Origin of the sequence: Muricoccus nepalensis (assembly GCF_006438825.1) — a bacterium.
Taxonomy (GTDB): Bacteria; Pseudomonadota; Alphaproteobacteria; order Acetobacterales; family Acetobacteraceae; genus Roseomonas; species Roseomonas nepalensis.
This window is the reverse complement of the sequence record NZ_RCZP01000004.1, coordinates 124,139-148,899: the sequence shown is the minus strand read 5'-3', so window position 1 is coordinate 148,899 and position 24,761 is coordinate 124,139. Positions and strand designations below refer to the sequence as shown.

Sequence of the window (24,761 nt, the reverse complement as noted above, 5' to 3'; positions counted from 1 at the left end):
CGCACATGCGCCCCCATGCCCTCTGAGCTGACCCTCTCCCTTCACCCCCGCATCGCCGACATCCCCGCGGCGGACTGGGACGCCTGCGACCCCACGGGCAATCCCTTCACCTCCCACGCCTTCCTCCTCTCCATGGAGGAATCGGGCTGCACCGGCCCGCGCACCGGCTGGCTGCCGCAGCACCTGGCGCTGCGCGACGCGGCGGGCGCGCTCGTCGCCGTCGCGCCCGCCTACGTGAAGGGCCATTCCTACGGCGAGTACGTCTTCGACCACGGCTGGGCCCGCGCCTTCGAGAACGCGGGCGGCGACTACTACCCGAAGTTCCAGGTGGCCGTGCCCTTCTCCCCCGTGCCGGGCCCGCGGCTGATGACGCGGCCGGGCAGCGGCATCCCCCATTCCGCCCTCGCCAGCGCCATGGCCCAGGCGACGGAGGCGCTGAAGCTCTCCTCCTGCCACGTCACCTTCTGCACGCGGGACGAATGGGACGACCTCGGCGAGGCCGGCTGGCTGCAGCGCCTGGGCGTGCAGTTCCACTGGACCAACGAGGGCTACGGCAGCTTCGACGACTTCCTCGGCGCCCTGTCGTCGCGCAAGCGCAAGTCCATCCGGCGGGAGCGGCGCGACGCCCAGTCCGCGGGGCTGACCATGCGCGTCCTCCGCGGCCCCGAGATCACCCCCGAGACCTGGCGCCTCTTCCACAAGTTCTACCGCAGCACCACCGACCGGAAATGGGGCAGCGCCTACCTCACCGCCCGCTTCTGGCCCCTCATGGGCGAGCGGATGGGCGACAAGGTCGTGCTGATGGTGGCCGAGCGGGACGGGGTGCCCGTCGCCGGCGCGCTGAACCTCATGGGCCGCGACGCCCTCTACGGCCGCAACTGGGGCAGCCTGGTCGAGGCGCCCTTCCTCCACTTCGAGCTCTGCTACTACCAGGCCCTCGACTTCGCGATCGCGCACGGGCTGAAGCGCGTGGAGGCCGGCGCCCAGGGCGAGCACAAGATCCAGCGCGGCTACCGCCCCGTGCCCACCTACTCCGCCCACCTCATCGCCCATGCCGGCCTGCGCCGCGCGGTGGCGGACTCGCTCGTGCAGGAGCGCGCGGTGATGGAGGCCGAGATCGCCGAGCTCGACGCCCTCTCGCCCTACCGCCGGGACGACGAGGCGGCGTGACCCGCCGCTGATGCCCCCTTCTTGATGCCCCGTACCTAATGCTGGGCGCCTACGCGCAGCTCGCGGGGTCGATGGTGCTCACCGGCGCCAACGTGGTCGTGGCCAAGTCCCTGGCCGGCGCGCTGCCCATCCCGCTGATCCTCGGCCTGCGCTGCCTCGTCGCCTGCGCGGTGCTCCTCCCGCTCGCCCTCTGGCGCGACGGCCGGCGTTGGCCGGGCAGGGGGGTGCTCCTGAACCTCTTCCTCCAGGCCGCCGCGGGCACCGTCCTCTACAACGTCGCGCTCCTCGCCGGCCTTCGCCTGACCACGGCGCTGGAAGGCGGCCTCGTCCTCGCCACGCTTCCCGCGGTCATCGCCCTCGGCAGCGCCCTCTGGCTCGGCGAGCGCATCGCGCCGCGCGGCTGGGCGGCGGTGGCGCTCGCCGCGGGCGGCATGGGCGCCATCGTCCTCGCGCGCGGTGGCGCGGCCGGCGGCAGCGCCCTCGGCAACGGGCTGGTCCTCCTCGGCGTCTGCGGCGAGGCCGCCTACGTCCTCCTCGCCAAGCGCGCCTCGGGCGCCCTGCCGCTGCTGAGCGCGAGCCTCGGCATGCAGGCCTTCTCGGCCCTCCTCCTCCTGCCGGCCTGGCTCCCCCAGGCCGGCGCCGCCGCGCGCCTGGCCGATCCCTGGCTGCTCGGCCTCCTGCTCTTCCACGCCGTTACCGCGAGCGTCCTCTCGCTCCTCCTCTGGTACGGCGGGCTGCGCCGCGCCCCCGCCGGCACGGCGGGCGTCTTCACCGCCTTCCTGCCCGCCACCGCCGCCGCGGCCGCCATCCTCTTCCTGGGCGAGACGCCGACGGCGACCCACGCCCTCGGCTTCGTCCTGCTCCTCGCCAGCATGCTCCTCGCCACCTGGCCGACCCGGAGGGACCCATGAGGCCCTGGCTCACCCTCCGCGTCCCCGCGCTGCGGGCGCTCGCGCCCGAGGACGTCGCCGCGCGCCTCGCCTACGCCCAGACCGCCCGCCACGCGACGGTGGAGCTCGCCCAGCGCGCCGCCTGGCTCGCGACCGCCCGCCTGCTGCAGGCCGCCCTCGCCGGGCCGGAATGCGCGGGCTGGACGGTCATGCTCGAGTACGACCTTCTCCGCCTCGAGAAGCGCGCCGATTGCGTGATCCTTACCGACCGCGCCGTGCTGGTCCTGGAGATGAAGGACGGCGCGACCGGATACCTCCCCGCCGACCGCCGCCAGGCCGAGGACTACGCGCTGGACCTGCGCGACTTCCACGCGGGGTGCCGGGACCTGCCCATCGTCCCGATCCTCGTCGCGACCGCGGCCCCGCCGGCCCCCTTCGCGCCGCCCCTGATCTGGACCGGCGTCCCGCCGACCATCCCCACCAACGCGGCCGGCCTCGCCGACACGCTGCGGGCCATCCAGGCCGCCATCGGCCCCCCGCCGCGTCCCCTCGACCACGCCGCCTGGCTCGACGCGCCCTACCGCCCCGTCCCCAACGTGCTCGAGGCCGCGACCATGCTCTTCGACCGCCACCGCAGCGCCGAGATGGTCTCCGCCCGCGCCGACGCCGCCAACCTCACCCGCACCACCGAGGCCGTGGGGCGCGCCATCGACGCGGCCCGGGCCGGATCAAGGCACGCGGTCGTCTTCGTCACGGGCATCCCGGGCGCCGGCAAGACGCTCTGCGGCCTGAACATCGTCTACGGCCGCCTGCGCGACGACGGCGCCGCCTTCCTGACCGGCAACGCCCCGCTCGTGGCCGTCCTCCGCGAGAGCCTGGCCCGCCGCGCCGCGGAGAGCCGGCCGGGCCGCGGCGCGCGGCGCGACGCCGTCACGGCGCTGCAGAACGTGCACCGCTTCCTGGAGCACTACGTCGAGACGCCCAATCAGGTCCCCGACACCCGCGTCATCGTCTTCGACGAGGCGCAGCGCGCCTGGGACCGCGCGCAGGCCACCAAGCCGTCTCAGCGCCGTGGCGCGAGCAAGCTGACGGACAGCGAGCCCGCGCACACGCTGGCGATCATGGCGCGCCACGCCGGCTGGTCCGTCATCGTCGCGCTCATCGGCAACGGGCAGGAGATCAACACGGGCGAGGCCGGCCTGGCCGAGTGGGGGCGGGTCATCGAGGCCTCGCCGGGCTGGGCGGCCTTCGCCGCCCCGCGCACGCTCTCGGCGCCCCTCGCCGCCCAGCGCCTGGCGGAGGGGCCACGCCCCTGGCTGACCCTTGACCCCGATCTCGACCTCACCGTCCCCCTGCGCTCCGTCCGCGATCCCCAGGGCGCCCCCTGGGTCGACGCGGTCCTCGCCGGCGAGGTGGAGACGGCCGCTCGCATCGCGCGCGGGCCCGCCGGCGTGCCCTACTTCATGACCCGCGACCTCGCCTCCCTCCGCGGCGCCCTGCGCGCCCTCTCCCGCGGGCTGCGCCGCGCCGGCCTCGTCGCCTCCTCCGGCGCGCGCCGCCTGCGGGCGGAAGGGCTCGGCGTCCAGGCCGCTGACATCCCCCACTGGTTCCTCGACCGCTGGCCGGACATCCGCGCCTCCGACGCCCTGGAGACCTACGCCACCGAGTACGACTGCCAGGGCCTCGAACTCGACCAGGTCGGCCTCGCCTGGGGCGGTGACCTGCTACGCGGGGCGGGCGGCTGGACGATGCGGAGCCTCTCGGGCGCGCGCTGGAACACCGTGCGCAACCCTACCGATCGGGCCTTCACCCTCAACACCTACCGCGTGCTGCTGACGCGCGCCCGCTACGAGACCGTCATCTGGGTCCCGCGCGGCAGCCCCGCCGGCGATCCCTGGCACGACCCCACGCGGGCCGCCGCGGAGATGGACGCGGTCGCCGACCACCTCCTCGCCTGCGGCGCCCGCCCGCTCGCCGCCATCCCCGCGGCAGACCCCGCGCCCGCCCTGGTGTAAGGACGCCCATGCTCCGCGCGCTCCTCGCCCTCCTGCTCCTCGCCGCCCCGGCCGCCGCCGCGGAGCTGAAGCTCGCCACCTGGAACCTCGCCTGGCTGACGACCCGCCCGGCCGGCGACCCCGACCTTCCCCGCGACGTCCCGCAGCGCTCCCCCGAGGACCTCGCCCGCCTCCGCGCCTACGCCGACCGCCTCGCCGCCGACGTCATCGCCATCCAGGAGGTGGACGGCCCCGAGGCGGCGGCCCTGGTCCTCGACCCCGCCCGCTGGCACTTCTTCTTCCCCCGGGAGCGCGACGTGCAGCGCGCCGGCGTCGCCGTCCGCCGCGGCCTGCCGGCCGAGCAGAACGAGGACCTCGCCGCCCTCGACCTGCACCCGGGCGGCCGCTTCTCGCTCCGGCGCGGCGTGGACGTGACGGTGGGGCAGGGGGCCTCGCGGCTCCGCGTCCTCTCCCTCCACCTCAACGCCGGCTGCCGGGAGGCCGGGGACAGCGGGCGGCCATGCGAGAGCATCGCGCGGCAGGCCGAGATCCTCGCGGGCTGGATCGAGGAGCGCCGCGCGGCCGGCGAGGCCTTCGCGCTGGCGGGCGACTTCAACCGCCGCTTCGACCGCGACCCCGTCATCCTCCCGATGCTCGAGCGCGCCGCCCCGCTGACCCGCGCCACCGCCGGCCGCTCCAACCCCTGCTGGGGCGGGCGCCCCTTCGTCGACCACATCCTCCTCGGCGGCCCCGCCCGCGGCTGGATGGCCGAGGGCAGCCTCCGCGTCCTTGTCTACGCCGAGCGCGGGCCGGAATGGCGCGCCCGTCTCTCGGACCACTGCCCGGTCAGCGTGGTGCTCAGCCCCCCCTGACGCGTCCGATCGCCGCGCTCGCGCGTTCGGGGCCTGAACACCGCCCGGGATGACCGCCGTGACCGCCGAGCCCCTCCGCCGCCTCCTCGCCGCCTGCCGCGTCACCGACGGCGCCTCCTTCTCGCTCGAGGCCCACCGCACCGACGAGGACGGCGACACCGGCCTCGACAAGGCCGAGGGCGTGAGGGCGCTGGAGAAGGCCGTCGCCCGCCTTTCCGACCAGCAGGAGCGCCTCTTCGCCGACGCCCGCTGGTCCGCGCTCTGCATCTTCCAGGCGCTGGACGCCGCCGGGAAGGACGGCGCCATCAAGCACGTCTTCTCCGGCGTGAACCCGCAGGGCGTGCAGGTGGAGTCCTTCGCCGCCCCGAGCACGCTGGAACGCTCCCACGACTTCCTCTGGCGCCACGCCGTCGCCATGCCGCGACGCGGGCGCATCGGCGTGCACAACCGCTCTTGGTACGAGGAGGTGCTCGTCCCGCGCGTGCAGCCCTCCATCCTCCAGGCGGCGCCGCTGCCGACCACCCTCCTCGGCCCGCAGATCTGGGCGGAGCGGCTGGAGGACATCGCGGCGCACGAGCGCTACCTCGCGCGCCAGGGCGTGCTGATCCTGAAGTTCTTCCTCCATGTCGGCGCGGAGGAGCAGCGCCAGCGGCTGCTCGCCCGGATCGACGAGCCCGCGAAGAACTGGAAGTTCGAGGAGGGCGACCTCGCCGTCCGCGCCCGCCGCGCCGACTACCTGTCCGCCTACGAGAGCGCCATCCGCGCCACCGCCGCCCCGCACGCCCCCTGGTACGTCATCCCCGCCGACCGCAAGTGGCTCGCCCGCCTGCTGGTGGCCGAAGCGGTGGCGGGCGCCATGGAGGGGCTCGACCTGCAGTTCCCGACCGTCGGCACCGCCGCCCGCGCCGCCCTCCTCCGCGCGCGGGACGCGCTCGCCTGACGCCGGGAAGGGCAGGTTACCGCTTTTCAACGAAGATCGCCCTGCATCGGCAGCAACCATGATGCTTCCCGGCATTTGAGCCCTGACGCGGCATCCGATCCGCGCCGAGGGCCTGCTGATGACCACCCCGCGCGGCACGCGCCGCCGCTTTCTCTTCGCGACCACCGCCCTCATGGGCCTGGTTGGCACCGCCACCGCCCGCACGATCGAGGGTCTGCCCTGGACCAGCAACGAGGTCTACCCGCCCCCGGAGGCGCGCCCCGGCCCCTGGCTCTTCCTCACCGCCGACGAGGGCGCGGCCATCGAGGCGATCGTCGACCGCCTGATCCCCGCTGACGAGCTCGGCCCGGGCGGGAAGGAGGCCGGTTGCGCCGTCTTTATCGACCGCCAGCTCGCCGGCCCCTACGGCCGCGCCGACGGGGTCTACATGCAGGGACCCTTCCCGCCGAACCCGCTGCCCACCCAGGGCTTCCAGTCCCCGCTCACGCCCGCGCAGGCCTACCGCAAGGGCCTCGCCGGCCTCGCCGCCCATGTCGCGCGCAACTTCGGCGGCCGGAAGGTCCCGCAGCTCTCCCCGGAGGAGCTCGACCGCCTCCTCACCGCGCTCGAGAAGCGCGAGGCGAACTCGCCCGAGTTCAACGGGGGCGAGATCTTCGACCTCATCCACAACAACACCATGGAAGGGTTCTTCGCCGACCCGATCTACGGAGGGAACCGCGACATGGTCGCTTGGAAACTCATCGGCTTCCCCGGCACGCGCTACGACTACCGCGACGTGCTCGCCAAGACCGGCACGCGCTACACGATGCCGCCGGTCAGCCTTCTCGGCCGACCCGAATGGCGCCGCGTCGGGGCGCGCGGCTGATGCGCCGCCTTCCCCGCAAGGACGTGGTGATCGTCGGCCTCGGCTGGACCGGCGCCATCATGGGCTACGAGCTCTGCCAGGCCGGCCTGCAGGTGGTTGCGCTGGAGCGCGGCCCCTGGCGCGACACCGCCAGCGACTTCAACATCGGCACGGCGCCGGACGAGCTGCGCTACGCCATCCGCAACGAGCTCTTCGTCCGCCCCTCGCAGGACACGGTCACGGCCCGCAACACACCGGACCAGACCGCGCTGCCGATCCGACGCTGGGGCAGCTTCCTGCCGGGCAACGGCGTCGGCGGCTCCGGCGTGCACTGGAACGGCCACACCTGGCGCTTCCTGCCGAGCGACCTTAACATCCGCAGCCACTACAAGGAACGCTATGGCGAGGGGATCTTCCCCGAGAACCACATGATCCAGGACTGGGGCATCGGCTACGACGAACTCGAGCCCTACTACGACAAGTTCGAGTATCTCTGCGGCATCGCGGGCCAGGCCGGCAACATCAAGGGCCAGATCCAGCCCGGCGGGAACCCCTTCGAGGGCTGGCGCCAGCGCGGCTACCCCACGCCGCCGCTCAAGATGCAGCTCAACCAGGACCTCTTCACCAAGGCCACGACCGAGCTCGGGATGCATCCCTTCCCGCTGCCCGCCGCGAACATGTCGCAGGCCTACACCAACCCGCTCGGCGTCACGCAGGCGCCCTGCACCTATTGCGGCTTCTGCGAGCGCTTCGGCTGCGCCAACTACTCCAAGTCCAGCCCGCAGACGACCATCCTGCCCGTGCTCATGCGCCACCCCGGCTTCGAGGCGCGCACGGAATGCGAGGTGATGCGCGTGCTGATGAGCCCCGACGGCAAGACCGCGACGGGCGTCACCTACATCGACGCCCAGGGCCAGGAATGGGAGCAGCCGGCGGATCTCGTGATCCTCGCGGCCTACCAGCTCTGGAACGTGCGCCTGCTGCTCTACTCGGGCATCGGCAAGCCCTACGACGTCAGCACCGGCGAGGGCGTGGTCGGAAAGAACTACGCCTACCAGGCCAACTCCTCCGTCAACGGCTTCTTCGACGACAAGCTGTTCAACAGCTGGGCCGGCGCCGGCGCGCTCGGCATGACCTGCGACGACTACCAGGGCGACGCCTTCGACCACACGGGCCTGAACTTCGTCGGCGGCGCCAACATCAACGGCACCACCTTCCACGCCCGCCCGATCTCCGCCCGCCCCGTGCCGCCGGGCACGCCGCGCTGGGGCAGCGCCTGGAAGAAGGCAACGCGCGACAACTACAACACGAGCACGAACGTGGGCAGCCAGGGCAGCGTCATGTCCTACCGCGACTGCTACCTGGACCTCGACCCCACCTACAAGGATCGCCTCGGCCGCCCGCTCCTGCGCATGACCTTCGACTTTAAGCCCAACGAGGAGCGCATGTCGGCCTACGTCACGGAGAAGATGGTGCCGATCATGCGCGCCATGGGCGCGAAGCATATCGTGGCGAGCCCGAAGAAAGGCCCCTGGAGCGTCGTGCCCTACCAGACCACGCACAACACCGGCGGCGCCATCATGGGCGACAATCCCCGCACCTCCGCCGTGAACAAGTTCCAGCAGACCTGGGACGTGCCCAACGTCTTCGTCCTCGGCGCCTCCGCCTTTCCGCAGAACGCCGGCTACAACCCCACGGGCACGGTCGGCGCGCTCGCCTACTACGCGGCGGACGCGATCAAGGGCCAGTACCTGAAGAACCCCGGCCAGCCGCTGGTGCAGGCCTGATGCGCGCGCCCCTCCTCGCCGCCCTCGCCGCGGCCGCCCTCCTGGCCACCGCGCCCGCCCGTGCCGCGCCCGACAACTTCGACCAGGTGGAGCGCGGCCGCTACCTCGTGACGCTGGGCGACTGCGTGGCCTGCCACATGTCCACCAGTGGCAACCACCAGGGCTCGCAGGGCTTCGTCGGCGGCCGTCCGATCGAGACGCCCTTCGGCAACATCGTGACCCCGAACATCACGCCCGACCGCGCGACGGGTATCGGCACCTGGTCAGCCGACAGCTTCTACCGCGCCATGCACGAGGGCATCCGGCCCAACGGCGCGCGCCTCTACCCGGCCTTCCCCTACAACTACTTCACGCGCATGCCGCGCGAGGACACCGACGCGATCTTCGCCTACCTCAACACGCTGGAACCGGTCAGCAACGCGGTGGACCGGAACAGCCTGCCCTTCCCGCTGAACATCCGCGCCTCGATGCTCGCCTGGAACGCCCTCTTCTTCGAGCCCGGCGAGTTCCGACCCGACCCCAACCGCTCCGCCGAGTGGAACCGCGGCGCCTACCTCGTCGAGGGACCCGGCCATTGCGGCGCCTGCCACACGCCCAAGAACCTCGCCGGCGCCGACCGCGACAGCCGGCGCTTCGCGGGCGGGCCGCTGCAGGGCTGGTTCGCCACCAACCTGACCGGCGACGAGCGCACCGGCCTCGGCGCCTGGAGCGCGGACGAGATCGTCGAGTACCTCCAGAAGGGCCGCAACGCCCGCAGCGCTGCCTCCGGCCCCATGGCGGAGGTCGTGGAATACTCCACCAGCGCCATGACCGAGCCCGACCTCCGCGCCATCGCCGCCTACCTCAAAGCGCCGCCCACCGCCGCGCCGGTCGCCCCCGCCCGGACGGCGCTGGCCGCCGACAACCCGCAGATGCGCACGGGCGAGGCAATCTACGTCGACCGCTGCGGCGCCTGCCACACCCGGAGCGGGGAGGGGGTCGCCCGGATGTTCCCGCGCCTCGCCGGCAGCCAGGTGGTGCAGCAGGAGGGAAGCGAGACGCTGCTCCGCGTCGTCCTCCAGGGCGTGCGCGCCGCCTACAGCCCGCACGCGCCGACCTCGCCCGCCATGCCCGCCTTCGGCTGGCGCCTGAACGACGACGAGACGGCGGCGGTGACCACCTACATCCGCAACGCCTGGGGCAACGCGGCCCCGCCCGTTTCGGCCGCCGACGCCGCCCGGATGCGCGACACCCTGCGCGACCGCCCCTAGCCACCCGCGTCACGCCGATCCCCGCCCGCAACGAGCGGGCGGGACGGCGCGTTGCGCCGGTGATGATCCCCCGCCGCCTCCTCTCCCTCGCCGGCGCCGCCCTGGCCGCCGGCTGCTCCCCGCTCGACCTCGCGAACGGCCTGACACCCTCCGGCGGCATCCTCCGCCAGACGGGGCTTCCCTACGGCCCGGGCGAGCGGGCCCGCTACGACCTCTACACCCCCGCGGGCGCGGCGCCGGGCACCCCGCTGGTCGTCTTCTTCTACGGCGGCGGCTGGCGCAGCGGGTCGCGCGGCGACTACGACTTCGCGGCGCGCGCCCTCGCCTCGGCCGGCGCCCTCGTCGCCGTCCCCGACTACCGCCTCTTCCCCGAGGTCCGCTGGCCCGCCTTCCTGGAGGACGGCGCCGCCGCCGTCCGCGCCATCCGCGCCGGCCCCGGCCTTAACCGGCCCGTGATCCTCGCCGGGCACTCCGCCGGCGCCTTCAACGCGATGGCGCTGACCGCCGACCCGCGTTGGCTCGGCCCGGCGCGCGACACCCTCGCCGGCGGCATCGGCCTCGCCTGCCCCTTCGACTTCGGGCCGGCGGACGACCCCTCCGGCATCTTCGCGGCCGCCCCCGGCGCCCGGGCCCGCGTCGCCCCGCTGGACGAGGCCGCCCTGCGCGGCACGCCGCCCCTCCTCCTGCTGCACGGCCTCGCGGACACCACCGTGCGGCCGGAGCAGACCACCCGCTTCGCCGCCCTCGCCCGCGCCCACGGCATCCCCGTGGAGGAGAGGCTCTACTCCGGCGTGAGCCACATCGGGATCGTCGCCGCCCTCGCCGCGCCGGTGCGCGCCCTCGGTCTGGAGGGCGCCCCGGTGCTGGCGGACATCCGCGCCTGGCTGCGCGCCCGCGTCCCGTCCTACCCGGCCTGAGGGCACGAAAAAGGGGAGCGGACGATCCCGTCCGCTCCCCCGTCAGGTCACAAGGCCCAGGGCTAGTTCGCCGCCTCGGGCTCCCGCTCGGACTCGCCGTCACCCGAGCCCTCGTCCGGCTTCGGCAGCGCCGGCGGCGGCGCCTCGGCGATGTCGAAGGTCAGCGCGCCGTCCTTAAAGCCGACCTTCACGGCCCCGCCCTTCACCAGCTTGCCGAAGAGAAGCTCCTCGGCGAGCGGCTTCTTGACGTATTCCTGGATGACGCGGGCCAGCGGCCGTGCGCCGTACAGGGGGTCGTAGCCGCGCTCGGCGAGCCACTCCTTGGCGGAGGAGGACAGCTCGATGGTCACGTTCCGATCCGCGAGCTGGGCCTCCAGCTGCATCACGAACTTCTCGACCACGTTGCCGACGATCTCCTGCGTCAGCCCGGCGAAGGGCACCACAGCGTCCAAGCGGTTCCGGAACTCCGGAGTGAACATCCGCTTGATCGCCTCCTCGTCCTCGCCGACGCGGACGCTGCTGCCGAAGCCGATGGCGGGCTTCGCCATGTCGGCCGCGCCGGCGTTCGTTGTCATGATGAGGATGACGTTGCGGAAATCGACCGTCTTGCCGTTGTGGTCGGTCAGTTTCCCGTGGTCCATCACCTGCAACAGGATGTTGTAGAGATCTTGGTGCGCCTTCTCGATCTCGTCGAGCAGGAGCACCGCGTGCGGGTGCTGGTCGATGCTGTCCGTCAGCAGGCCGCCCTGGTCGAAGCCCACATAGCCCGGGGGCGCGCCGATCAGCCGGCTGATGCTGTGCCGCTCCATGTACTCGGACATGTCGAAGCGGATCAGCTCGATGCCGAGCGTCTTGGAGAGCTGCTTGGCCACCTCCGTCTTGCCGACGCCCGTGGGGCCGGAGAACAGGTAGTTGCCGATCGGCTTCTCCGCGTCGCGCAGCCCCGCGCGGGACAGCTTGATCGCCGCCGAGAGCGTCTCGATCGCCTTGTCCTGCCCGAAGACCATCGACCGCAGGTCGCGCTCGAGGTTCTTGAGCACCTCCTTGTCGTCGGTCGAGACGGACTTGGGGGGAATGCGCGCGATCTTCGCGACGATGTCCTCCACGTCCTTCAGCGTCACCGTCTTGCGGCGCTTGTTCTCGGGCAGCAGCATCCGGGAAGCGCCGACCTCGTCGATCACGTCGATCGCCTTGTCCGGGAGCTTGCGGTCGTGGATGTACTTCACCGAGAGCTCCACCGCGCCGCGGATGGCCTCCGGCGTGTACTTCACCTTGTGGTGCTTCTCGTAGTTCGTCTTCAGGCCGGTGAGGATCTTCACCGCGTCCTCGACGTTCGGCTCGTTCACGTCGATTTTCTGGAAGCGCCGGACGAGCGCCCGGTCCTTCTCGAAGTGCTGCCGGTACTCCTTGTAGGTCGTGGAGCCGATGCAGCGCAGCGTGCCCTGGGCCAGCGCCGGCTTCAGCAGGTTCGACGCGTCCATCGCCCCGCCCGAGGTCGCTCCCGCGCCGATCACCGTGTGGATCTCGTCGATGAACAGGATCGCGCCGGGCTGCTGCTCCAGCTCGTTGACGACGGCCTTCAGCCGCTCCTCGAAGTCACCACGGTAGCGCGTGCCGGCGAGGAGCGAGCCCATGTCCAGCGCGTAGATCGTGGACTTGAGCAGGACCTCCGGCACGTCCTCCTCGATGATCCGCTTGGCCAGGCCCTCGGCGATGGCGGTCTTGCCCACGCCCGGGTCGCCCACGTAGAGCGGGTTGTTCTTCGTCCGGCGGCAGAGGATCTGGATCGTGCGCTCGATCTCGTCGGCGCGCCCGATCAGCGGGTCGATCTTGCCCTGGCCGGCCTTCTTGTTGAGGTTGACGCAGTAGTTGGACAGCGCGTCGCCGCCCCGCTTCGCGCCGCCCTCACGCCGCTCCTCGCCGCCGCGGCTCTCGCCGCCCTCGTCGCCGTCCTTGCCCGCGTTGCCCTGCACGGGGCGGGTGGTGCTGCGGCCGGGCGCCTTGGCGATGCCATGGGAGATGAAGTTCACCGCGTCCAGCCGCGTCATGTCCTGCAGCTGCAGGAAGTAGACCGCGTGGCTCTCGCGCTCGGAGAAGAGGGCCACCAGCACGTTGGCGCCGGTCACCTCGTCCCGCCCGGAGGACTGGACATGGATGGCGGCCCGCTGGACCACCCGCTGGAAGCCGGCGGTCGGCTTGGGATCGCCCCCGCGGTCGGTCACGAGGCCCGCGAGGTCCTTGTCGAGGAACTCCGCCAGGTCGCGCTTGAGCTTGTCCACGTCCACCCCGCAGGCGCGGAGGACGGTGGTCGCGTCCGAGTCTTCGGCAAGGCTGAGGAGCAGGTGCTCCAGCGTCGCGTACTCGTGCCGGCGCTCGCTGGCGAGGCCAAGGGCGCGGTGGAGCGTCTGTTCTAGGTTACGGGACAGCATGTCGTTCGACGCTCCCCTGTCTCAACGGCCGCCGGGATCTCCCGGCAGAGCGCCCACCTGGGCGCGACGCTTGGGACGGCCGTACGCAAGAAGTCGATGGGTTGAATATTGTGGTCCTTCCCTCGAACGCCGAGGGGAGGTGTGGGTTACGCCGTGTATCAGTGCCTTCGATCGGGGCCCGGAAACGCAAGCTCATTCCTTCTCGATCGTGCACTGAAGAGGATGCTGGTTCTGCCGGGCCAGGTCCATGACCTGGGTCACCTTTGTTTCGGCGACCTCATAGGTGAAGACCCCGCAGACCCCCACCCCGCGCCGGTGGACGTGGAGCATGATCTTCGTCGCCTCGTCCCGATTCTTCTGGAAGAACCTTTCGAGGACGTGAACGACGAACTCCATCGGCGTGTAGTCGTCGTTCAGCATCAGGACCTTGTACATGGTGGGCTTGCGGGTCCGGGGACGCGCCTTCACCACCACGCCGGTCGCCGGCCCCTCGCCGCCGCCCGCCCCGCCGTTGCCCGGCGGCCCGGCCGGGCGCTGGGGGCCGTTCCCGTCCTTGTCGGGCCCGCCCTGACCGGGGTCCCCGGAGGTGGGGCCTGGGGTGCCTCTCGGGCGCTTGTCCTGCTTGCTCATCGCCCCGCCATGGTCTCACGGATCACGGCCTTGCCAAGGGAATGCCGGTCCGCCGCGCTGGAATTGTCTGAGGAAAGGATATCGGATCGTGGCGCCCGAGGTGAAGGCTCTCGACGCCTTTTAAGAATATGGGGCCGCGCGCCGGCCCATGCCAGGGCTTGCAACCGGCGGCCCGGAACGCGAAGGGCCCCGCCCGCCTGCCCCGGGGGAGCAGGCGGGCGAGGCCCCGCGTTCCGCGATGCCCGGCGGCGGGTATCCCCGCGCCGGATCACCGATGGTCCGTCGCGATCAGGCGGCGAGCGGCTTGGTCGCGCGCTCGACGGCCTGGGACACGCGCTGCGTCACCGGGGTGGCGACCTGCTCGACGAGGCGGAAGGAGGCCTCCTGCAGCTTCGCCGTCTCGGACATCACCTTCTCCATGCCGCCACGGGCGTAGGTCGCCTGGATCTCGGCGGCCTCCTTGAGGCTCTTCACGCCGGAAAGGGCGCGGGCGCCCTCGAGGGCGTGGTCGGCCAGGCCCTGCATCAGGGCGAAGGCCTGGCGGGTGATCTCCTGCGTGCCGGTCATCCAGGTCTGGGTGACCTGCGTCAGGGTCTCGACGTTGCCGCGCGAGAACTCGGCGAAGTCCTGGGCGGCCTTCATGCTGCCCTCGGCGGCCTTGCTGGCCTGCTCCATGCTGCGCTCCATGGCGGTGCGGATCTGGGCCGCGCCGGCATCGGCCATCTGCGTCGTCTTGTTCAGGCCGGCATCGGCGGCGGCGGTGGCGGTGTTCACGGTCTCGCTCGCGATGCGGGCAATCTTGGGGGCCTCGTTGGCCATGGTCTCATCTCCTGGATCTGAAGAGGCAGGCCATGATCGGGGCCATGGCTTTGCTGCGCTGCAACAAAACGGCTTCTAACAATCCGATGCGGCCTCGTCCAGCACTTTTTTGCAGCGCAGCATAAAACCCTTCCCGGCGTCCACCCGGTGCGGCCCCTTCCGTGCTGAACTCTCCGGGAGTCGGGGAAAACGAGCGATTTCCGCCCGTTGAGGGATTTTTTAACCACGAACAATAGACATTCGTCTCGCCCGCACCGTATCGTTGCCCCCGGCGCGGCTGGGGGGCTGCGCACCGGTGCCCGAGAGGGCTCGGGGCTACCGGAACCCGCGGGGGCGGGTTCGTTCATTGGGGGGTTCTACATGGTTGACGGTCTGGCCGCCTGGCGCGGCTGGCGGCGTTGCGCGGCCGGAATAACGGCCCTGCGGGCCGCGTCGCGCGCCCGATGGCTGGCCGCCCTCCTCCCGGCGCTCCTGGCGGCCCAGCCCGCCGCCGCCCAGATCGGCAGCGAGCGCTACTCCTCCTTCGTCATGGACGGCCGCACCGGGCAGCCGCTCGGCGGCGCCAGCCCCGACGCCCCGCGCTACCCCGCCTCGCTCACCAAGATGATGACCCTCTACATGCTGTTCGACGCCATGCGGGAGGGCCGCATGACGATGGACAGCAGGATCTACATCAGCGAGGAGGCCAACAGCCGCATGCCCTCCAAGCTGGGCGTGCCCCCGGGCATGACCATCCCGGTGGAGGTCGCTATCTACGCCCTGACGATGAAGTCGGCCAACGACGTGGCCGTCGCCGTCGGGGAGGCCCTGGGCGGGACCGAGGACCGCTTCGCCCAGATGATGACCATGCGGGCCCGCCAGCTCGGCATGACCAGCACCACCTTCCGCAACGCCTCCGGCCTGCCGGACTGGGACCAGACCACCACGGCCCGCGACATGGCCACCCTCGGCCGTCGCCTCTACCTCGATTTCCCCGAGCGCTGGCACTACTTCGGCAACGCAACTGTCCGCGCCGGCAGCTACGCCTTCCGCAACCACAACCGCATGCTCGGCGAGTACGACGGCGTGGACGGGGTGAAGACCGGCTTCATCAACGCCTCCGGCTTCAACAACGTCGTCTCGGCCCAGCGCGGGGGCCAGCGGGTCTTCGTCTCCGTCTTCGGCGGCGCCTCCTGGGCCGAGCGCGACCGGCACGCGGCCATGCTTCTCGACGACGGCTTCTCCCGACTCGGCGTCGCGCCCCCGGCCCGGGTGCCGGACGCGGCGATCGCCCTCGCCCGGACCCCCCTGATCTTCGCCCGCGCCCGCGCGGCCACGATCGAGGCGCCGCGCTCGGCCATTCGCCAGGTGTCGATGCGCGTGGCGCGGCCCCTCTCGCCGGAGGCCCGCGGCCGGTCCGCCGCGGCCGCCGCCCGCGCCGAGCTCCGCCCGCTCACTGCCCGCACGGCCGCCCGCGCCGGCGCCTCCCGGACCCGCCGGGTCGTGGAGCAGGGCGACGGCGGCGGCCTCGTCCGCGTGACCTCCCCGGCGCGGCGTCCCGTGGCGCCGGCGCGCGCGCCCGCCAAGCCCAAGCGGCGCTGAGCCGCCCGCGCTGTTTTGGAACAAGGGGGCCGGTTCGCCGGCCCCCTTCGTCGTTCAGGCCATCCCGCCCCGCGCCGAGACCGGCCAGAGGCATTCCACCCGCCCGCCACGGACGCCCACATACCAGTCGTAGCGATCCACCGTCGGGTCGCAGTGCCCCGGCACCAGCCGGATGCGCTCCCCGAGCCGCGGCCGCGCGCCCCCCTCCACCGCGAGTGCCCCGTGCTCGTCGGAGGCGCCGGCGTAGCGAAGCCCCGGCCGCTCCCACACCAGGGGAAGACCCGAATCGACCGCCACGGCCTTGTGCCCGGCGTCGAGCACCGCCACCCCATCCCTTGGCGCCGACATCACCTGGGCGAGCACGAAGAGGCTCTGCCGGAAGGGCGGTGGCGCGCCGTTGGCGGCGTAGTCGGCGTCCATGAAGGCGTAGGATCCCGCCTGGATCTCGGTCCAGAGCCCGGCCTCGAGCTCGAGCTCGTAGGTCCCCGTGCCGGCCCCGCCGACGATGGGGCAGGGCAGGCCGCGCTGGCGAAGCTGCTCCACCGTGCGCCGCACCCCGTCCGCCGCGTAAGCGATGGCGGCGCGCCGCTCCTCCACCGTGCGCCGGTGCTGCGCGCTGCCGTGATAGGCCTGCAGCCCTCCGAAGATCAGGTGCGGCGAGGCCGCGACCCGCTCGGCCAGCGCCACCGCCTCTGGCCCGGGGTCCACGCCGCAGCGCCCGGCGCCGACATCGATCTCGACCAGCACCTCCATCCGCCGCCCGGCCGCCTCGGCGACCGCCGCCATGGTGTCGATCCCCGCGGGGTCGTCGGCGCAGACCGCCACCTTGGCGAGTCCCGAGAGCGCCGCCAGCCGCCGCAGCTTCCGCGGGTCCACCACCTGGTTCGAGACGAGGATGTCCGGCACGCCCCCCCAGGCCAGCGCCTCGGCCTCCGCCACCTTCTGCACGCACTGCCCGACGGCGCCGCGCCGCATCTGCTGGTGCGCGATGGCCGCGGACTTGTGCGTCTTGGCGTGCGCCCGCAGCTTCGCCCCCGTGCCGGCCAGCCGCGCCGCCATGGCGTCGAGGTTCGACTCGAAGGCGTCGAGGTCGATCAGGAGGGCGGGGGTATCGACCTCCTCCTCGCGCATTCCGGGTTCGGCAGGCGGGGATTGCAGCATGGCCTCGGGCGCTCCGTCGTCGGCGCCTTTCTAGCCCGGCCGGGCCCGGGCGTCAGGCCCGCCGCGGCCAGGGCTCGCGGGAGGCCATCCAGCGCGGCACCACCCAGGCCCGTGCCCGGCACCAACCACGCCGGGCCCGCACGCGAACGGGGCACAGCCGGTAGCAGGGACCCTCGTAGCGCCGCAGCGCGGCCAGCGCGTCCAGGGAGGGGCGGACGAGCGCCCCCTCCACCCGCGCGCCGGGCCGGGCAAGCAGGGTGGGGTAGGGGGTACCGCGGAAGAAGACGCGCGCCTGCCCCGGTAGCACCGCCGGCCGCATCGAGCGCGCCAGCGCGGCGTCGCCCGACCGGCGCGCGAGGGTGCGCCGGTCGAGCAGGGTGCCGTAGAGGAAGACCGGGATCAGTGCCCCGCGTTCTCCCCGGTGAAGTCCGGCGCCGCCAGGCCGCTGGCCTCCAGCTGCGTCGCGATCATGCCCTTGAGGCGCTCGAGCCCCTCGGGGCTGCCGGCCTCCGCGCGGGCCACCAGCACGGCCTGGGTGTTGGAGGCGCGCAGCAGCCACCAGCCGTCCTCGGTCAGCACGCGCACGCCGTCCACGTCCTGCACCTTGGCGCCCTCGGCGGCCAGGCGGTCCTTGACCTCCTGCACCACCACGAACTTCCGCTCCTCGGAGCAGTCGAAGCGAAGCTCGGGCGTGTTGATCACCTTCGGCATGGCGTCCCGGACCTGGGAGAGCGTCTCCGTCATGCGGGCCACGATCCCGAGCAGCCGCACCGCGGAGTAGGGCGCGTCGTCGAAGCCGTACCACTTGTCCGCGAAGAAGATGTGGCCCGACATCTCGCCGGCCAGCGGCGCGCCCGTCTCCGCCATCTTGGACTTGATGAGGGAGTGGCCCGTCTTCCACATCAGCGGCGTGCCACCGGCCTTGGCGACCTCGTCGAACAGCACCTGGCTCGCCTTCACGTCGGCGATGATCGTGCCGCCCGGCTTGCTCTTCAGCACGTCGCGCGCCAGCACCACGAGAAGCTGGTCGCCGAACAGGATGTTGCCGTCGTTGTCGACCACGCCGATGCGGTCCGCGTCGCCGTCGAAGGCGATGCCGAGGTCCGCGCCCTGCTTCGCCACCTCCGCGATGATCTGCTCGAGGTTCTTCGCCACCGTGGGATCGGGGTGATGCGCCGGGAAGTTGCCGTCGATCTCGCCGTTAATCACGGTGTGCTGGCCGGGCAGGCGCGCCGCCAGCATCTTGGTGATCTCCGCGCCCGAGCCGTTGCCAGGGTCCCAGACCACCTTCAGCGCGCGCTCGCCGCCGTCGTAGTCCTGCATCAGCCGCGCGACGTAGTCCTCGGAAATGTCGACGTTGCTCGACGACCCCTGGGCCTCCTCCACCACGTCGCCGGAGGCGGCCATGGCGCCGAGGTCCTGGATATCCTTCCCGAAGAACGGCTTCTTGCCGATCATCGACTTGAAGCCGTTGTAGTCGGGCGGGTTGTGGCTGCCCGTCACCATCACGGCGCCGTCGGTCTTGAAGTGATAGGAGGCGAAGTAGAGCATCGGCGTCGGCCCGCAGCCGATGCGGATCACCTCCATGCCCGAGGCCATGAGCCCCGCGACCAGCCGCTCCTCCAGCATCGGGGAGGAGAGGCGCCCGTCATAGCCGACCGCGACCTTCCGGCCGCCCTTGCGCGAGACGATGGTGCCGAAGACGCGCCCGATGGCGAAGGCGTCCTCCCCGGAGAGGGTTTTCCCGACCACGCCGCGGATGTCATACTCGCGCAGGCTGGTCGGGTCGAAGCGGTGGCTGAAGCCGGTCATGGCGGGGGCGCCCTACTGTCGTCCGATGGATTGATAGGTGAGACCAGCCTCGCGGAAGCTCGCCGGGTCCCAGGCGTTGCGCAGGTCGAGCACCACGTCCCCCTTCATCGCCGCCTTGATCTTCTGGGGCGAGAGGGCGCGGAACTCGTTCCACTCCGTCAGTAGCACCACCGCGTCCGCGCCCTCCACCGCGCCGAGCGCGGTGTCCGCGAAATGCACGCCCGCCGGCATCATCTGCCGCGCGTGGCCGGGCTGCGGGTCGTAGGTGCGGATGGTGGCGCCCGCCTCCGCCAGCCGCGGCACCACCACGAGGGAGGGCGCGTCGCGCATGTCGTCCGTCTCGGGCTTGAAGGTCAGGCCGAGCACCGCGACGGTCTTGCCCTGGGCCGCACCGCCCAGCGCCGCGATCACGCGCGCCGCCATGGCCTCCTTGCGGGCGTCGTTCGCCGCGATCGTCTGCTCGACGATCGTGACGGGCGCGCCGAGCTCCTGCGCAGTGCGGGCCAGCGCCAGCGTGTCCTTCGGGAAGCAGGAGCCGCCATAGCCCGGCCCCGCGTGGAGGAACTTCCGCCCGATGCGCCCGTCCAGCCCCATGCCGCGGGCCACGTCGTGCACGTCCGCCCCGGCCTTCTCGCAGAGGTCGGCCATCTGGTTGATGAAGGTGATCTTCACGGCCAGGAAGGCGTTGGCCGCGTACTTGATCAACTCCGCCGTCTCGAGCCCGGTCTGCACGATGGGCGTCTCGATGAGGTAGAGCGGGCGGTAGAGGCGGCGCAGCACCGCGAAGGCGCGCTCGCTCTCGGCGCCGATCACCACGCGGTCCGGCCGCATGAAGTCGCCGATTGCGTTGCCCTCGCGCAGGAACTCCGGGTTGGAGGCGACGTCGATCTCGAGGTCGGGCCGCACCTTGCGCAGGATCTCCTTGATCTTGCGCCCGGTGCCGACCGGCACGGTGGACTTCGTCACCAGCACCAGCGGCCCCTTGGCCGCCCGCGCCACCTGCTCGGCGGCGGCGAACACGTAGGAGAGGTCCGCGTGCCCGTCGCCGCGGCGCGACGGCGTGCCGACCGCGAGGAAGACCGCGTCCGCGCCCGTGATGGCCTCGGCCAGGTCGGTCGTGAAGCTCAGCCGGCCGTCCCGCGCGTTCTCCTCCACCAGCCGGTCCAGCCCGGGCTCGTAGATGGGAATCCGGCCGGCGCGCAGCGCCTCGACCTTGGAGACCTCGGTGTCGACCACGCAGACATCGACGCCGAACTCCGCGAAGCAGGCCCCCGAGACAAGCCCGACATAGCCGGCCCCAATCATTGCGACGCGCATGCGAATCCTCAGTCCAGCCCCGGAAAGGGGGGCGTTGCGGCGGCCCTTCCTTATCGTCCCGACCCCGCGGGGTCGATACGAGCGACCCCGCGATCCTCAAGCTGTGTTCAAAAAGCCATCGAATCGATCAAGGCCAATCGACGGGCCGCCGCCCGTTTCGGTCCGGGGAACTGACCGGCCGGAGCCGGCCCGCCGGCCTCAGGCCATGTAGCGCGGCAGGAAGGCCCGCACGGCCGCGGCCAGGTCGGGCCGCTTCAGCGCGAAGGCGATTTGCGCCTCAAGGAAGCCCGCCTTGTCGCCGCAGTCGAAGCGTCGGCCCTGGTAGCGGAGCCCATGGAAGGGCTGGGTGCCGATCAGCTTCGCCATGCTGTCGGTGAGCTGCACCTCCCCGCCCGCGCCCTTCTCCATCTCCGAAAGGAAGCCGATCACCTCGGGCATGAGGACGTAGCGGCCGATGATGGTGAGGTTCGACGGCGCGTCCTCGACCTTCGGCTTCTCCACCAGCCCCTTCACCGAGACGAGCCGCCCCTTGTCCTCGGCCACGTCGAGCACGCCGTACTTGTTGACGCGCTCCATCGGCACCTCCTCGATGGCGACGACGTTGCCGCCAGTCTCCAGGTAGGCGTCGGCGAGCTGCTTCGTGCAGGAGACCTCGCACTGCATGAGGTCGTCGGGCAGCAGGATGGCGAAGGGGTCGTCGCCGATGAAGCTCCGCGCGCACCAGATCGCGTGGCCGAGCCCCATGGGCACCTGCTGGCGCACCGTGGTGATGGAGCCCGGCTCCAGCGCCGCCGCCCGCAGGTCCTCGAGCAGGGCGTTCTTGTTGCGTTCGGCCAGCGTCCGCTCAAGCTCGTAGGCCACGTCGAAGTGCTCGACGATGGCGGTCTTGCCGCGCCCTGTGATGAAGCAGAACTGCTCGATGCCGGCCGCCCGGGCCTCCTCCACCGCATACTGGATGAGGGGCTTGTCCACGATCGGCAGCATTTCCTTGGCCAGCGCCTTGGTGGCCGGCAGGAAGCGCGTGCCCAGGCCGGCGACGGGCAGGACCGCCTTTTTCAATGGCTTCAGCACGGGCTTGTATCCCTCCTGTATCTCATGGGCCCTGATGTGCCACGGCGTGCCGGGGTTGGGAATGCCATGGCCCTCAGCCCAGCAGGGCGTCGCGGGCGGCGTTCAGCCGGGCAGCCAGCCAGTCCGACCCGCCGGCGTCGGGATGGGCCGCGCGCATCAGCCGCGCGTGGGCGGCCCGGATCTCCGCCTCCGTCGCCCCTTCCGACAGGCCGAGGATCGCCAGCGCCTCCGCCCGCGGCGGCGCGTCGGGCCCGGCCGGCGCCTCCCCGTCCGCCTCGCGCCAGCCGGGCTGGGAGCGGTCGAGCCAGGCCTCCACCAGCGGCACGCTCTCGGGATCGTCCGCCGCCGCCTCGGCCCGGAGCGCCCGCAACGCGGCCAGGTCCAGCTCCGCCAGGTCCCGCCCCGCCCAGCGCCCGCGCAGCACCCGGCCCGACAGGGTGCCGGAGGCGGGGTCGAGGCGCATCGACAGCATCGCCGTCTCCACCAGGTCGGGCGCCGCGCCCCCGAAGCCGCCGGGCGGCTGCCGCGCCTTCCACCAGCGCCAGGCCATGGGCCCGAACAGGGCCAGGGCCCAGAACAGCTGCCCCGCCCGCCCCGCGACGAGCACGACCGCGACCACCACGAGGCCGAGCGCCGCGGCCGTGCCCGCCAGCACGGTCTTCACCTGCCCGACGCTCGCCGCGCTGAAGGCCCGCAGCCCGCCCGCGGCCAGGAGCAGCAGGATCGCCCCCGCGGCCAGCCAGATCATCGGCCCGCCCCCGGCGCCGGGAGCTGCGCCAGTAGCCCGCCCGCGCCCGGCAGCCGCGCCAGCGCCTCCCGCCCGCCCGCGGCGTAGGCGGCCGCGCCGCGCAGCAGGTCGGCCAGCGCGCGCGGGCTGCGGTGGTCGAAGGGCGCCCAGGCGCCCCCGGAGCGCCGGGCGATGCCCCGCAGCACGGCCTGCGCGCCGGGGTCGTCGCCCTCCTGGAAGACGAAGGCGGGCACCCCCCGCGCGCCGAGCCGGCTGGCGGCGGCCCAGATCGGGTCGGGCTCCTCCTCCACCGCGTCGCCCACGAAGACGAGGGCGTGCAGCCGCGCGCGGGCCGCCTCGGCCTCGGCGTGGCGCAGCAGGCGCAGGATCTGCGTGTGCCCGCCCCGGCAGTCCACGCCCGTCATCCGCGCGGCCAGCGCCGCCGGCTCGGCCAGGAAGGGGGAAGCCAGGAACTCCCCGTGGCCGCGATAGAAGGCCAGGCTCACGGTCAGCCGCCCCGCCGTCGCCGCGAACATCTCGGCCTGGACGTGGCAGGCGCGGTCCCAGGTCGGCTGGCGGCTGGCCGTCGCGTCCACCGCGAAGATCAGCCGCGCCGGGGAGGGGGCGGCGCGCAGGGCCGGCAGGCCCGCCGCCCGCTGGAGGAAGGCCGAGACGGCGCTCCCGGCGGGGGCGGAGAGGGGGGGAGCGGGCACGGGCGGCTTGGCCATGGCCTGAACATGGTGCGTCCCCCGGGCGGCGGAACAGAGGGGGTTCCCCCGGCGCGGGAAACGCGCGGGACGAGTGGCGCGACGAGGGGGCATCGCCTAGCCTTTCGCCACCTTCGGAGACCGCCGCCCCATGCGCCGCCGCCCCCTTCTGCTCGCCACCTGCCTGGCCCTGCCCGTGGCCCTCGGCGCCCTCACCGCCGGCGTCCTGGCCCAGGCCGAGGGGGAGCGCCGCTTCGACGCCGCCGCCGCCCGGATTCGCGCCGGCCTCGGCCCCGACGGCGCCCTGGAGTGGACCAGCCGCACCATCGACCCCGTCAGCGGCCGCGCGGTGCTGCAGGGCGTCACCATCCGCCGCGGCGCGGAGCGAATGACCGTGGTCGACGCCACCCTCGACGACCTCCGGGCGGACGGCGTGGGCCGCGCGCTGCTGAACGGGGTGCGGGTTGAGGCGCCGGACCCCGACGGCGGCCCCCGCCCCATGGTCGCGACCGCGGTCCGCCTCGCCTTCTCCGCCCTCTCCCTCCCGACGCGGGCGGACGGCCCCGCGGTCGACTGGTCCGGCGCCGCGATCGAGGCCGCGGTGGGCGAGGAGCTGCGCGTCGAGACCCCCGGCGTCGCCGTGGCCGAACTCGCCCGGATGCAGGTCGCCGGCTACGCCCCCGGCACCCTGCGCGAGGCGGCGATCGAGGGCCTTCGCTTCGTCGACCGGCGCGAGGGCGAGACGCGGATCGGCCTCGCCCGCGCCCGCCTGGCCGGCGCCGCACTGCCCCGCTTCGGCCAGCCCTTCGACCCCTGGGTCCTGGCCGCGGACAGCGCCCTGATCGAGGGCGCCGAGGTCGCGGTGGAGAAGGAGAACGTCGCCTTCCGCCTCGGCCGCACCCAGCTCGACGGCTGGGGCGAGGGGCGCCTGGCCACCCTCGCGATGGCGGGGCTGGCCGTGCAGGGCGACGCGCCCAACAGCGGCCCCTTCGCCGCGGAGGTCGCCCGCATCGGCTTCGGCGGCGTCGCGCTGCGCGACACCGCCTACGCCATCGCCCACAACCTCAACCCGCCCCAGGGCGCGCCCGGCCAGGACCAGTCGGCGGCGATCGAGGGCATCGCCCTCGCGCTCGGCGGCACGCCGGTCCTGAGCATCGCCGCCATCCGCGGCCTCAACACCTGGGACGCGGCGGCGCCGGGCGTCGAGGTCGGCCGCCTGGGCGTGGAGGGCCTCCGGCTCGACCTTCCCCCCGAATACGGCGGCGCGATGCTCGATTCGCTGGGCTTCAAGGGCATCCAGGGCGGCCTCGGCGTGGACACGCGCCTGACCCGCAAGGAGGGGCGGCTGGTGATCGAGCACTTCTTCATCCAGGCCGACGGCATGGGCCGCTTCGGCACGACGATGGATATCCGCGGCTTCGACGTGCCCGTCCCCGGCCAGCCCGCGACCGACGACCCCCTGGCCCTCGTCTCGAACTGGGCCGTGGCGTCGATGAGCCTTCGCTACGCCGACCAGGGCCTGCTGCGCGCCCTCGTCGCCCGCCAGGCCGCCGAGGAGCGCGTGCCCGAGCGCCAGCTCCGCGAGCGCTACGCCACGATGGCGCTGCGCACCCCGCTGCCCGGCGCCGGCCGCGGCAAGGAGGCACCGGGCGTCACCCGCGTGCGGGAGGCCTTCGCGAGCTTCGCCCGCGACCTCGGCACGATCGAGCTGGCGATCCGCCCGGCCAAGCCCGTCGCCTTCCTCCAGGCCATGGGCTTCGCCGGCATGCCCCCGGACCAGGCCGTGCGCGAGCTGAACCTCACGGCGACGGCGACCCCTCCCGGCCGCTGAGCGCCCCCGCCG

The 24,761-nt window shown here is 72.9% G+C and carries 21 protein-coding genes; 11 read left to right on the top strand and 10 right to left on the bottom strand.

All coding sequences use genetic code 11. The features are described 5' to 3' along the window. Positions 1–15 precede the first annotated feature (15 nt). The 9 genes from EAH89_RS07105 (at position 16) to EAH89_RS07065 (ending at position 10,664) form a co-directional block, all read left to right on the top strand. Positions 16–1,170, top strand: a complete 1,155-nt coding sequence (locus tag EAH89_RS07105) for a GNAT family N-acetyltransferase (protein WP_140882100.1) — start codon at positions 16–18, stop codon at positions 1,168–1,170. A 38-nt stretch (positions 1,171–1,208) separates the two neighbouring features. Then, positions 1,209–2,081: a DMT family transporter gene (locus tag EAH89_RS07100; protein WP_241666894.1), complete on the top strand. Its 873-nt coding sequence runs from the start codon at positions 1,209–1,211 to the stop codon at positions 2,079–2,081. Then, positions 2,078–4,075 (top strand): DNA/RNA helicase domain-containing protein, encoded by a 1,998-nt coding sequence (locus EAH89_RS07095; protein WP_140882099.1) that lies wholly within the window; start codon positions 2,078–2,080, stop codon positions 4,073–4,075. The genes EAH89_RS07100 and EAH89_RS07095 overlap by 4 nt, the downstream gene beginning before the upstream one ends. A gap of 8 nt (positions 4,076–4,083) precedes the next feature. Then, positions 4,084–4,926, top strand: a complete 843-nt coding sequence (locus EAH89_RS07090) for an endonuclease/exonuclease/phosphatase family protein (protein WP_140882098.1) — start codon at positions 4,084–4,086, stop codon at positions 4,924–4,926. Between the two features lie 49 nt (positions 4,927–4,975). Further along, a complete protein-coding gene (locus EAH89_RS07085) occupies positions 4,976–5,866 on the top strand; it encodes a PPK2 family polyphosphate kinase (protein WP_140882097.1) in 891 nt (296 codons plus the stop codon). A gap of 118 nt (positions 5,867–5,984) precedes the next feature. Continuing rightward, entirely contained in the window at positions 5,985–6,731 is a 747-nt protein-coding gene (locus EAH89_RS07080; protein ID WP_140882096.1) for a gluconate 2-dehydrogenase subunit 3 family protein, read from the top strand. Further along, entirely contained in the window at positions 6,731–8,497 is a 1,767-nt protein-coding gene (locus EAH89_RS07075) for a GMC family oxidoreductase (RefSeq protein ID WP_140882095.1), read from the top strand. Before EAH89_RS07080 ends, EAH89_RS07075 begins: the two co-directional genes overlap by 1 nt. Beyond that, on the top strand, positions 8,497–9,747 hold the full coding sequence (locus tag EAH89_RS07070) for a c-type cytochrome (protein ID WP_140882094.1): 1,251 nt from the start codon (positions 8,497–8,499) through the stop codon (positions 9,745–9,747). Before EAH89_RS07075 ends, EAH89_RS07070 begins: the two co-directional genes overlap by 1 nt. Before the next feature lie 62 nt (positions 9,748–9,809). Beyond that, complete coding sequence (locus EAH89_RS07065) at positions 9,810–10,664, top strand: alpha/beta hydrolase (protein ID WP_140882093.1); 855 nt, start codon at positions 9,810–9,812, stop codon at positions 10,662–10,664. Between the two features lie 62 nt (positions 10,665–10,726). Here the strand turns inward: EAH89_RS07065 and clpA are convergent, their stop codons facing one another. From clpA to EAH89_RS07050, 3 genes are all read right to left on the bottom strand, one after another. Next, positions 10,727–13,093 carry an ATP-dependent Clp protease ATP-binding subunit ClpA gene (clpA, locus tag EAH89_RS07060; RefSeq protein ID WP_140882092.1) on the bottom strand — a complete coding sequence of 789 codons (2,367 nt, stop codon included), beginning with the start codon at positions 13,091–13,093 and terminating at the stop codon, positions 10,727–10,729. A gap of 192 nt (positions 13,094–13,285) precedes the next feature. Further along, positions 13,286–13,723: an ATP-dependent Clp protease adapter ClpS gene (clpS, locus tag EAH89_RS07055; RefSeq protein ID WP_140882091.1), complete on the bottom strand. Its 438-nt coding sequence runs from the start codon at positions 13,721–13,723 to the stop codon at positions 13,286–13,288. A gap of 288 nt (positions 13,724–14,011) precedes the next feature. After that, entirely contained in the window at positions 14,012–14,542 is a 531-nt protein-coding gene (locus EAH89_RS07050) for a phasin family protein (RefSeq protein ID WP_140882090.1), read from the bottom strand. Positions 14,543–14,902: 360 nt separating this feature from the next. On the opposite strand from EAH89_RS07050, the gene EAH89_RS07045 reads away from it, so the two are divergent. Continuing rightward, positions 14,903–16,123, top strand: coding sequence for a D-alanyl-D-alanine carboxypeptidase family protein (locus EAH89_RS07045; RefSeq protein ID WP_206667476.1), 1,221 nt, complete (start codon positions 14,903–14,905; stop codon positions 16,121–16,123). 54 nt (positions 16,124–16,177) lie between these two features. Here EAH89_RS07045 and EAH89_RS07040 read toward each other — a convergent pair whose 3' ends face one another. The 7 genes from EAH89_RS07040 to EAH89_RS07010 all read right to left on the bottom strand — a co-directional run bounded on the left by EAH89_RS07040 (position 16,178) and on the right by EAH89_RS07010 (position 22,939). After that, positions 16,178–17,254 (bottom strand): DSD1 family PLP-dependent enzyme, encoded by a 1,077-nt coding sequence (locus tag EAH89_RS07040; RefSeq protein WP_241666892.1) that lies wholly within the window; start codon positions 17,252–17,254, stop codon positions 16,178–16,180. Between the two features lie 82 nt (positions 17,255–17,336). After that, positions 17,337–17,684 (bottom strand): gamma-glutamylcyclotransferase family protein, encoded by a 348-nt coding sequence (locus EAH89_RS31850; RefSeq protein WP_277753787.1) that lies wholly within the window; start codon positions 17,682–17,684, stop codon positions 17,337–17,339. Continuing rightward, a complete protein-coding gene (gene pgmG / locus EAH89_RS07030; RefSeq protein ID WP_140882087.1) occupies positions 17,684–19,096 on the bottom strand; it encodes a phosphoglucomutase/phosphomannomutase PgmG in 1,413 nt (470 codons plus the stop codon). The genes EAH89_RS31850 and pgmG overlap by 1 nt, the downstream gene beginning before the upstream one ends. A 12-nt stretch (positions 19,097–19,108) precedes the next feature. Beyond that, positions 19,109–20,413 (bottom strand): UDP-glucose dehydrogenase family protein, encoded by a 1,305-nt coding sequence (locus EAH89_RS07025; RefSeq protein WP_140882086.1) that lies wholly within the window; start codon positions 20,411–20,413, stop codon positions 19,109–19,111. A 198-nt stretch (positions 20,414–20,611) separates the two neighbouring features. Further along, entirely contained in the window at positions 20,612–21,484 is an 873-nt protein-coding gene (galU, locus tag EAH89_RS07020) for a UTP--glucose-1-phosphate uridylyltransferase GalU (RefSeq protein WP_140882085.1), read from the bottom strand. A 73-nt stretch (positions 21,485–21,557) separates the two neighbouring features. Then, entirely contained in the window at positions 21,558–22,232 is a 675-nt protein-coding gene (locus EAH89_RS07015) for a J domain-containing protein (protein WP_140882084.1), read from the bottom strand. Beyond that, positions 22,229–22,939: a vWA domain-containing protein gene (locus EAH89_RS07010; protein ID WP_140882083.1), complete on the bottom strand. Its 711-nt coding sequence runs from the start codon at positions 22,937–22,939 to the stop codon at positions 22,229–22,231. The genes EAH89_RS07015 and EAH89_RS07010 overlap by 4 nt, the downstream gene beginning before the upstream one ends. Positions 22,940–23,069: 130 nt before the next feature. Here EAH89_RS07010 and EAH89_RS07005 point away from each other — a divergent pair, with 130 nt between their 5' ends. Next, positions 23,070–24,749: a hypothetical protein gene (locus EAH89_RS07005; RefSeq protein WP_140882082.1), complete on the top strand. Its 1,680-nt coding sequence runs from the start codon at positions 23,070–23,072 to the stop codon at positions 24,747–24,749. The last annotated feature ends 12 nt before the right edge of the window (positions 24,750–24,761 follow it).

Excerpts from the sequence above, each read along its gene's own strand:
- EAH89_RS07080 (WP_140882096.1), top strand. The coding sequence starts at position 5,985 with ATGACCACCCCGCGCGGCACGCGCCGCCGCTTTCTCTTCGCGACCACC.
- EAH89_RS07095 (WP_140882099.1), top strand. The coding sequence starts at position 2,078 with ATGAGGCCCTGGCTCACCCTCCGCGTCCCCGCGCTGCGGGCGCTCGCG.
- EAH89_RS07070 (WP_140882094.1), top strand. The coding sequence starts at position 8,497 with ATGCGCGCGCCCCTCCTCGCCGCCCTCGCCGCGGCCGCCCTCCTGGCC.
- clpA (WP_140882092.1), bottom strand. The coding sequence starts at position 13,093 with ATGCTGTCCCGTAACCTAGAACAGACGCTCCACCGCGCCCTTGGCCTC.
- EAH89_RS07105 (WP_140882100.1), top strand. The coding sequence starts at position 16 with ATGCCCTCTGAGCTGACCCTCTCCCTTCACCCCCGCATCGCCGACATC.
- EAH89_RS07085 (WP_140882097.1), top strand. The coding sequence starts at position 4,976 with ATGACCGCCGTGACCGCCGAGCCCCTCCGCCGCCTCCTCGCCGCCTGC.
- EAH89_RS07065 (WP_140882093.1), top strand. The coding sequence starts at position 9,810 with ATGATCCCCCGCCGCCTCCTCTCCCTCGCCGGCGCCGCCCTGGCCGCC.
- EAH89_RS07025 (WP_140882086.1), bottom strand. The coding sequence starts at position 20,413 with ATGCGCGTCGCAATGATTGGGGCCGGCTATGTCGGGCTTGTCTCGGGG.
- EAH89_RS07005 (WP_140882082.1), top strand. The coding sequence starts at position 23,070 with ATGCGCCGCCGCCCCCTTCTGCTCGCCACCTGCCTGGCCCTGCCCGTG.
- clpS (WP_140882091.1), bottom strand. The coding sequence starts at position 13,723 with ATGAGCAAGCAGGACAAGCGCCCGAGAGGCACCCCAGGCCCCACCTCC.
- EAH89_RS07010 (WP_140882083.1), bottom strand. The coding sequence starts at position 22,939 with ATGGCCAAGCCGCCCGTGCCCGCTCCCCCCCTCTCCGCCCCCGCCGGG.
- pgmG (WP_140882087.1), bottom strand. The coding sequence starts at position 19,096 with ATGACCGGCTTCAGCCACCGCTTCGACCCGACCAGCCTGCGCGAGTAT.
- EAH89_RS07045 (WP_206667476.1), top strand. The coding sequence starts at position 14,903 with ATGGTTGACGGTCTGGCCGCCTGGCGCGGCTGGCGGCGTTGCGCGGCC.
- EAH89_RS07040 (WP_241666892.1), bottom strand. The coding sequence starts at position 17,254 with ATGCGCGAGGAGGAGGTCGATACCCCCGCCCTCCTGATCGACCTCGAC.
- EAH89_RS07015 (WP_140882084.1), bottom strand. The coding sequence starts at position 22,232 with ATGATCTGGCTGGCCGCGGGGGCGATCCTGCTGCTCCTGGCCGCGGGC.
- EAH89_RS07075 (WP_140882095.1), top strand. The coding sequence starts at position 6,731 with ATGCGCCGCCTTCCCCGCAAGGACGTGGTGATCGTCGGCCTCGGCTGG.
- EAH89_RS07050 (WP_140882090.1), bottom strand. The coding sequence starts at position 14,542 with ATGGCCAACGAGGCCCCCAAGATTGCCCGCATCGCGAGCGAGACCGTG.
- EAH89_RS07100 (WP_241666894.1), top strand. The coding sequence starts at position 1,209 with ATGCTGGGCGCCTACGCGCAGCTCGCGGGGTCGATGGTGCTCACCGGC.
- EAH89_RS07090 (WP_140882098.1), top strand. The coding sequence starts at position 4,084 with ATGCTCCGCGCGCTCCTCGCCCTCCTGCTCCTCGCCGCCCCGGCCGCC.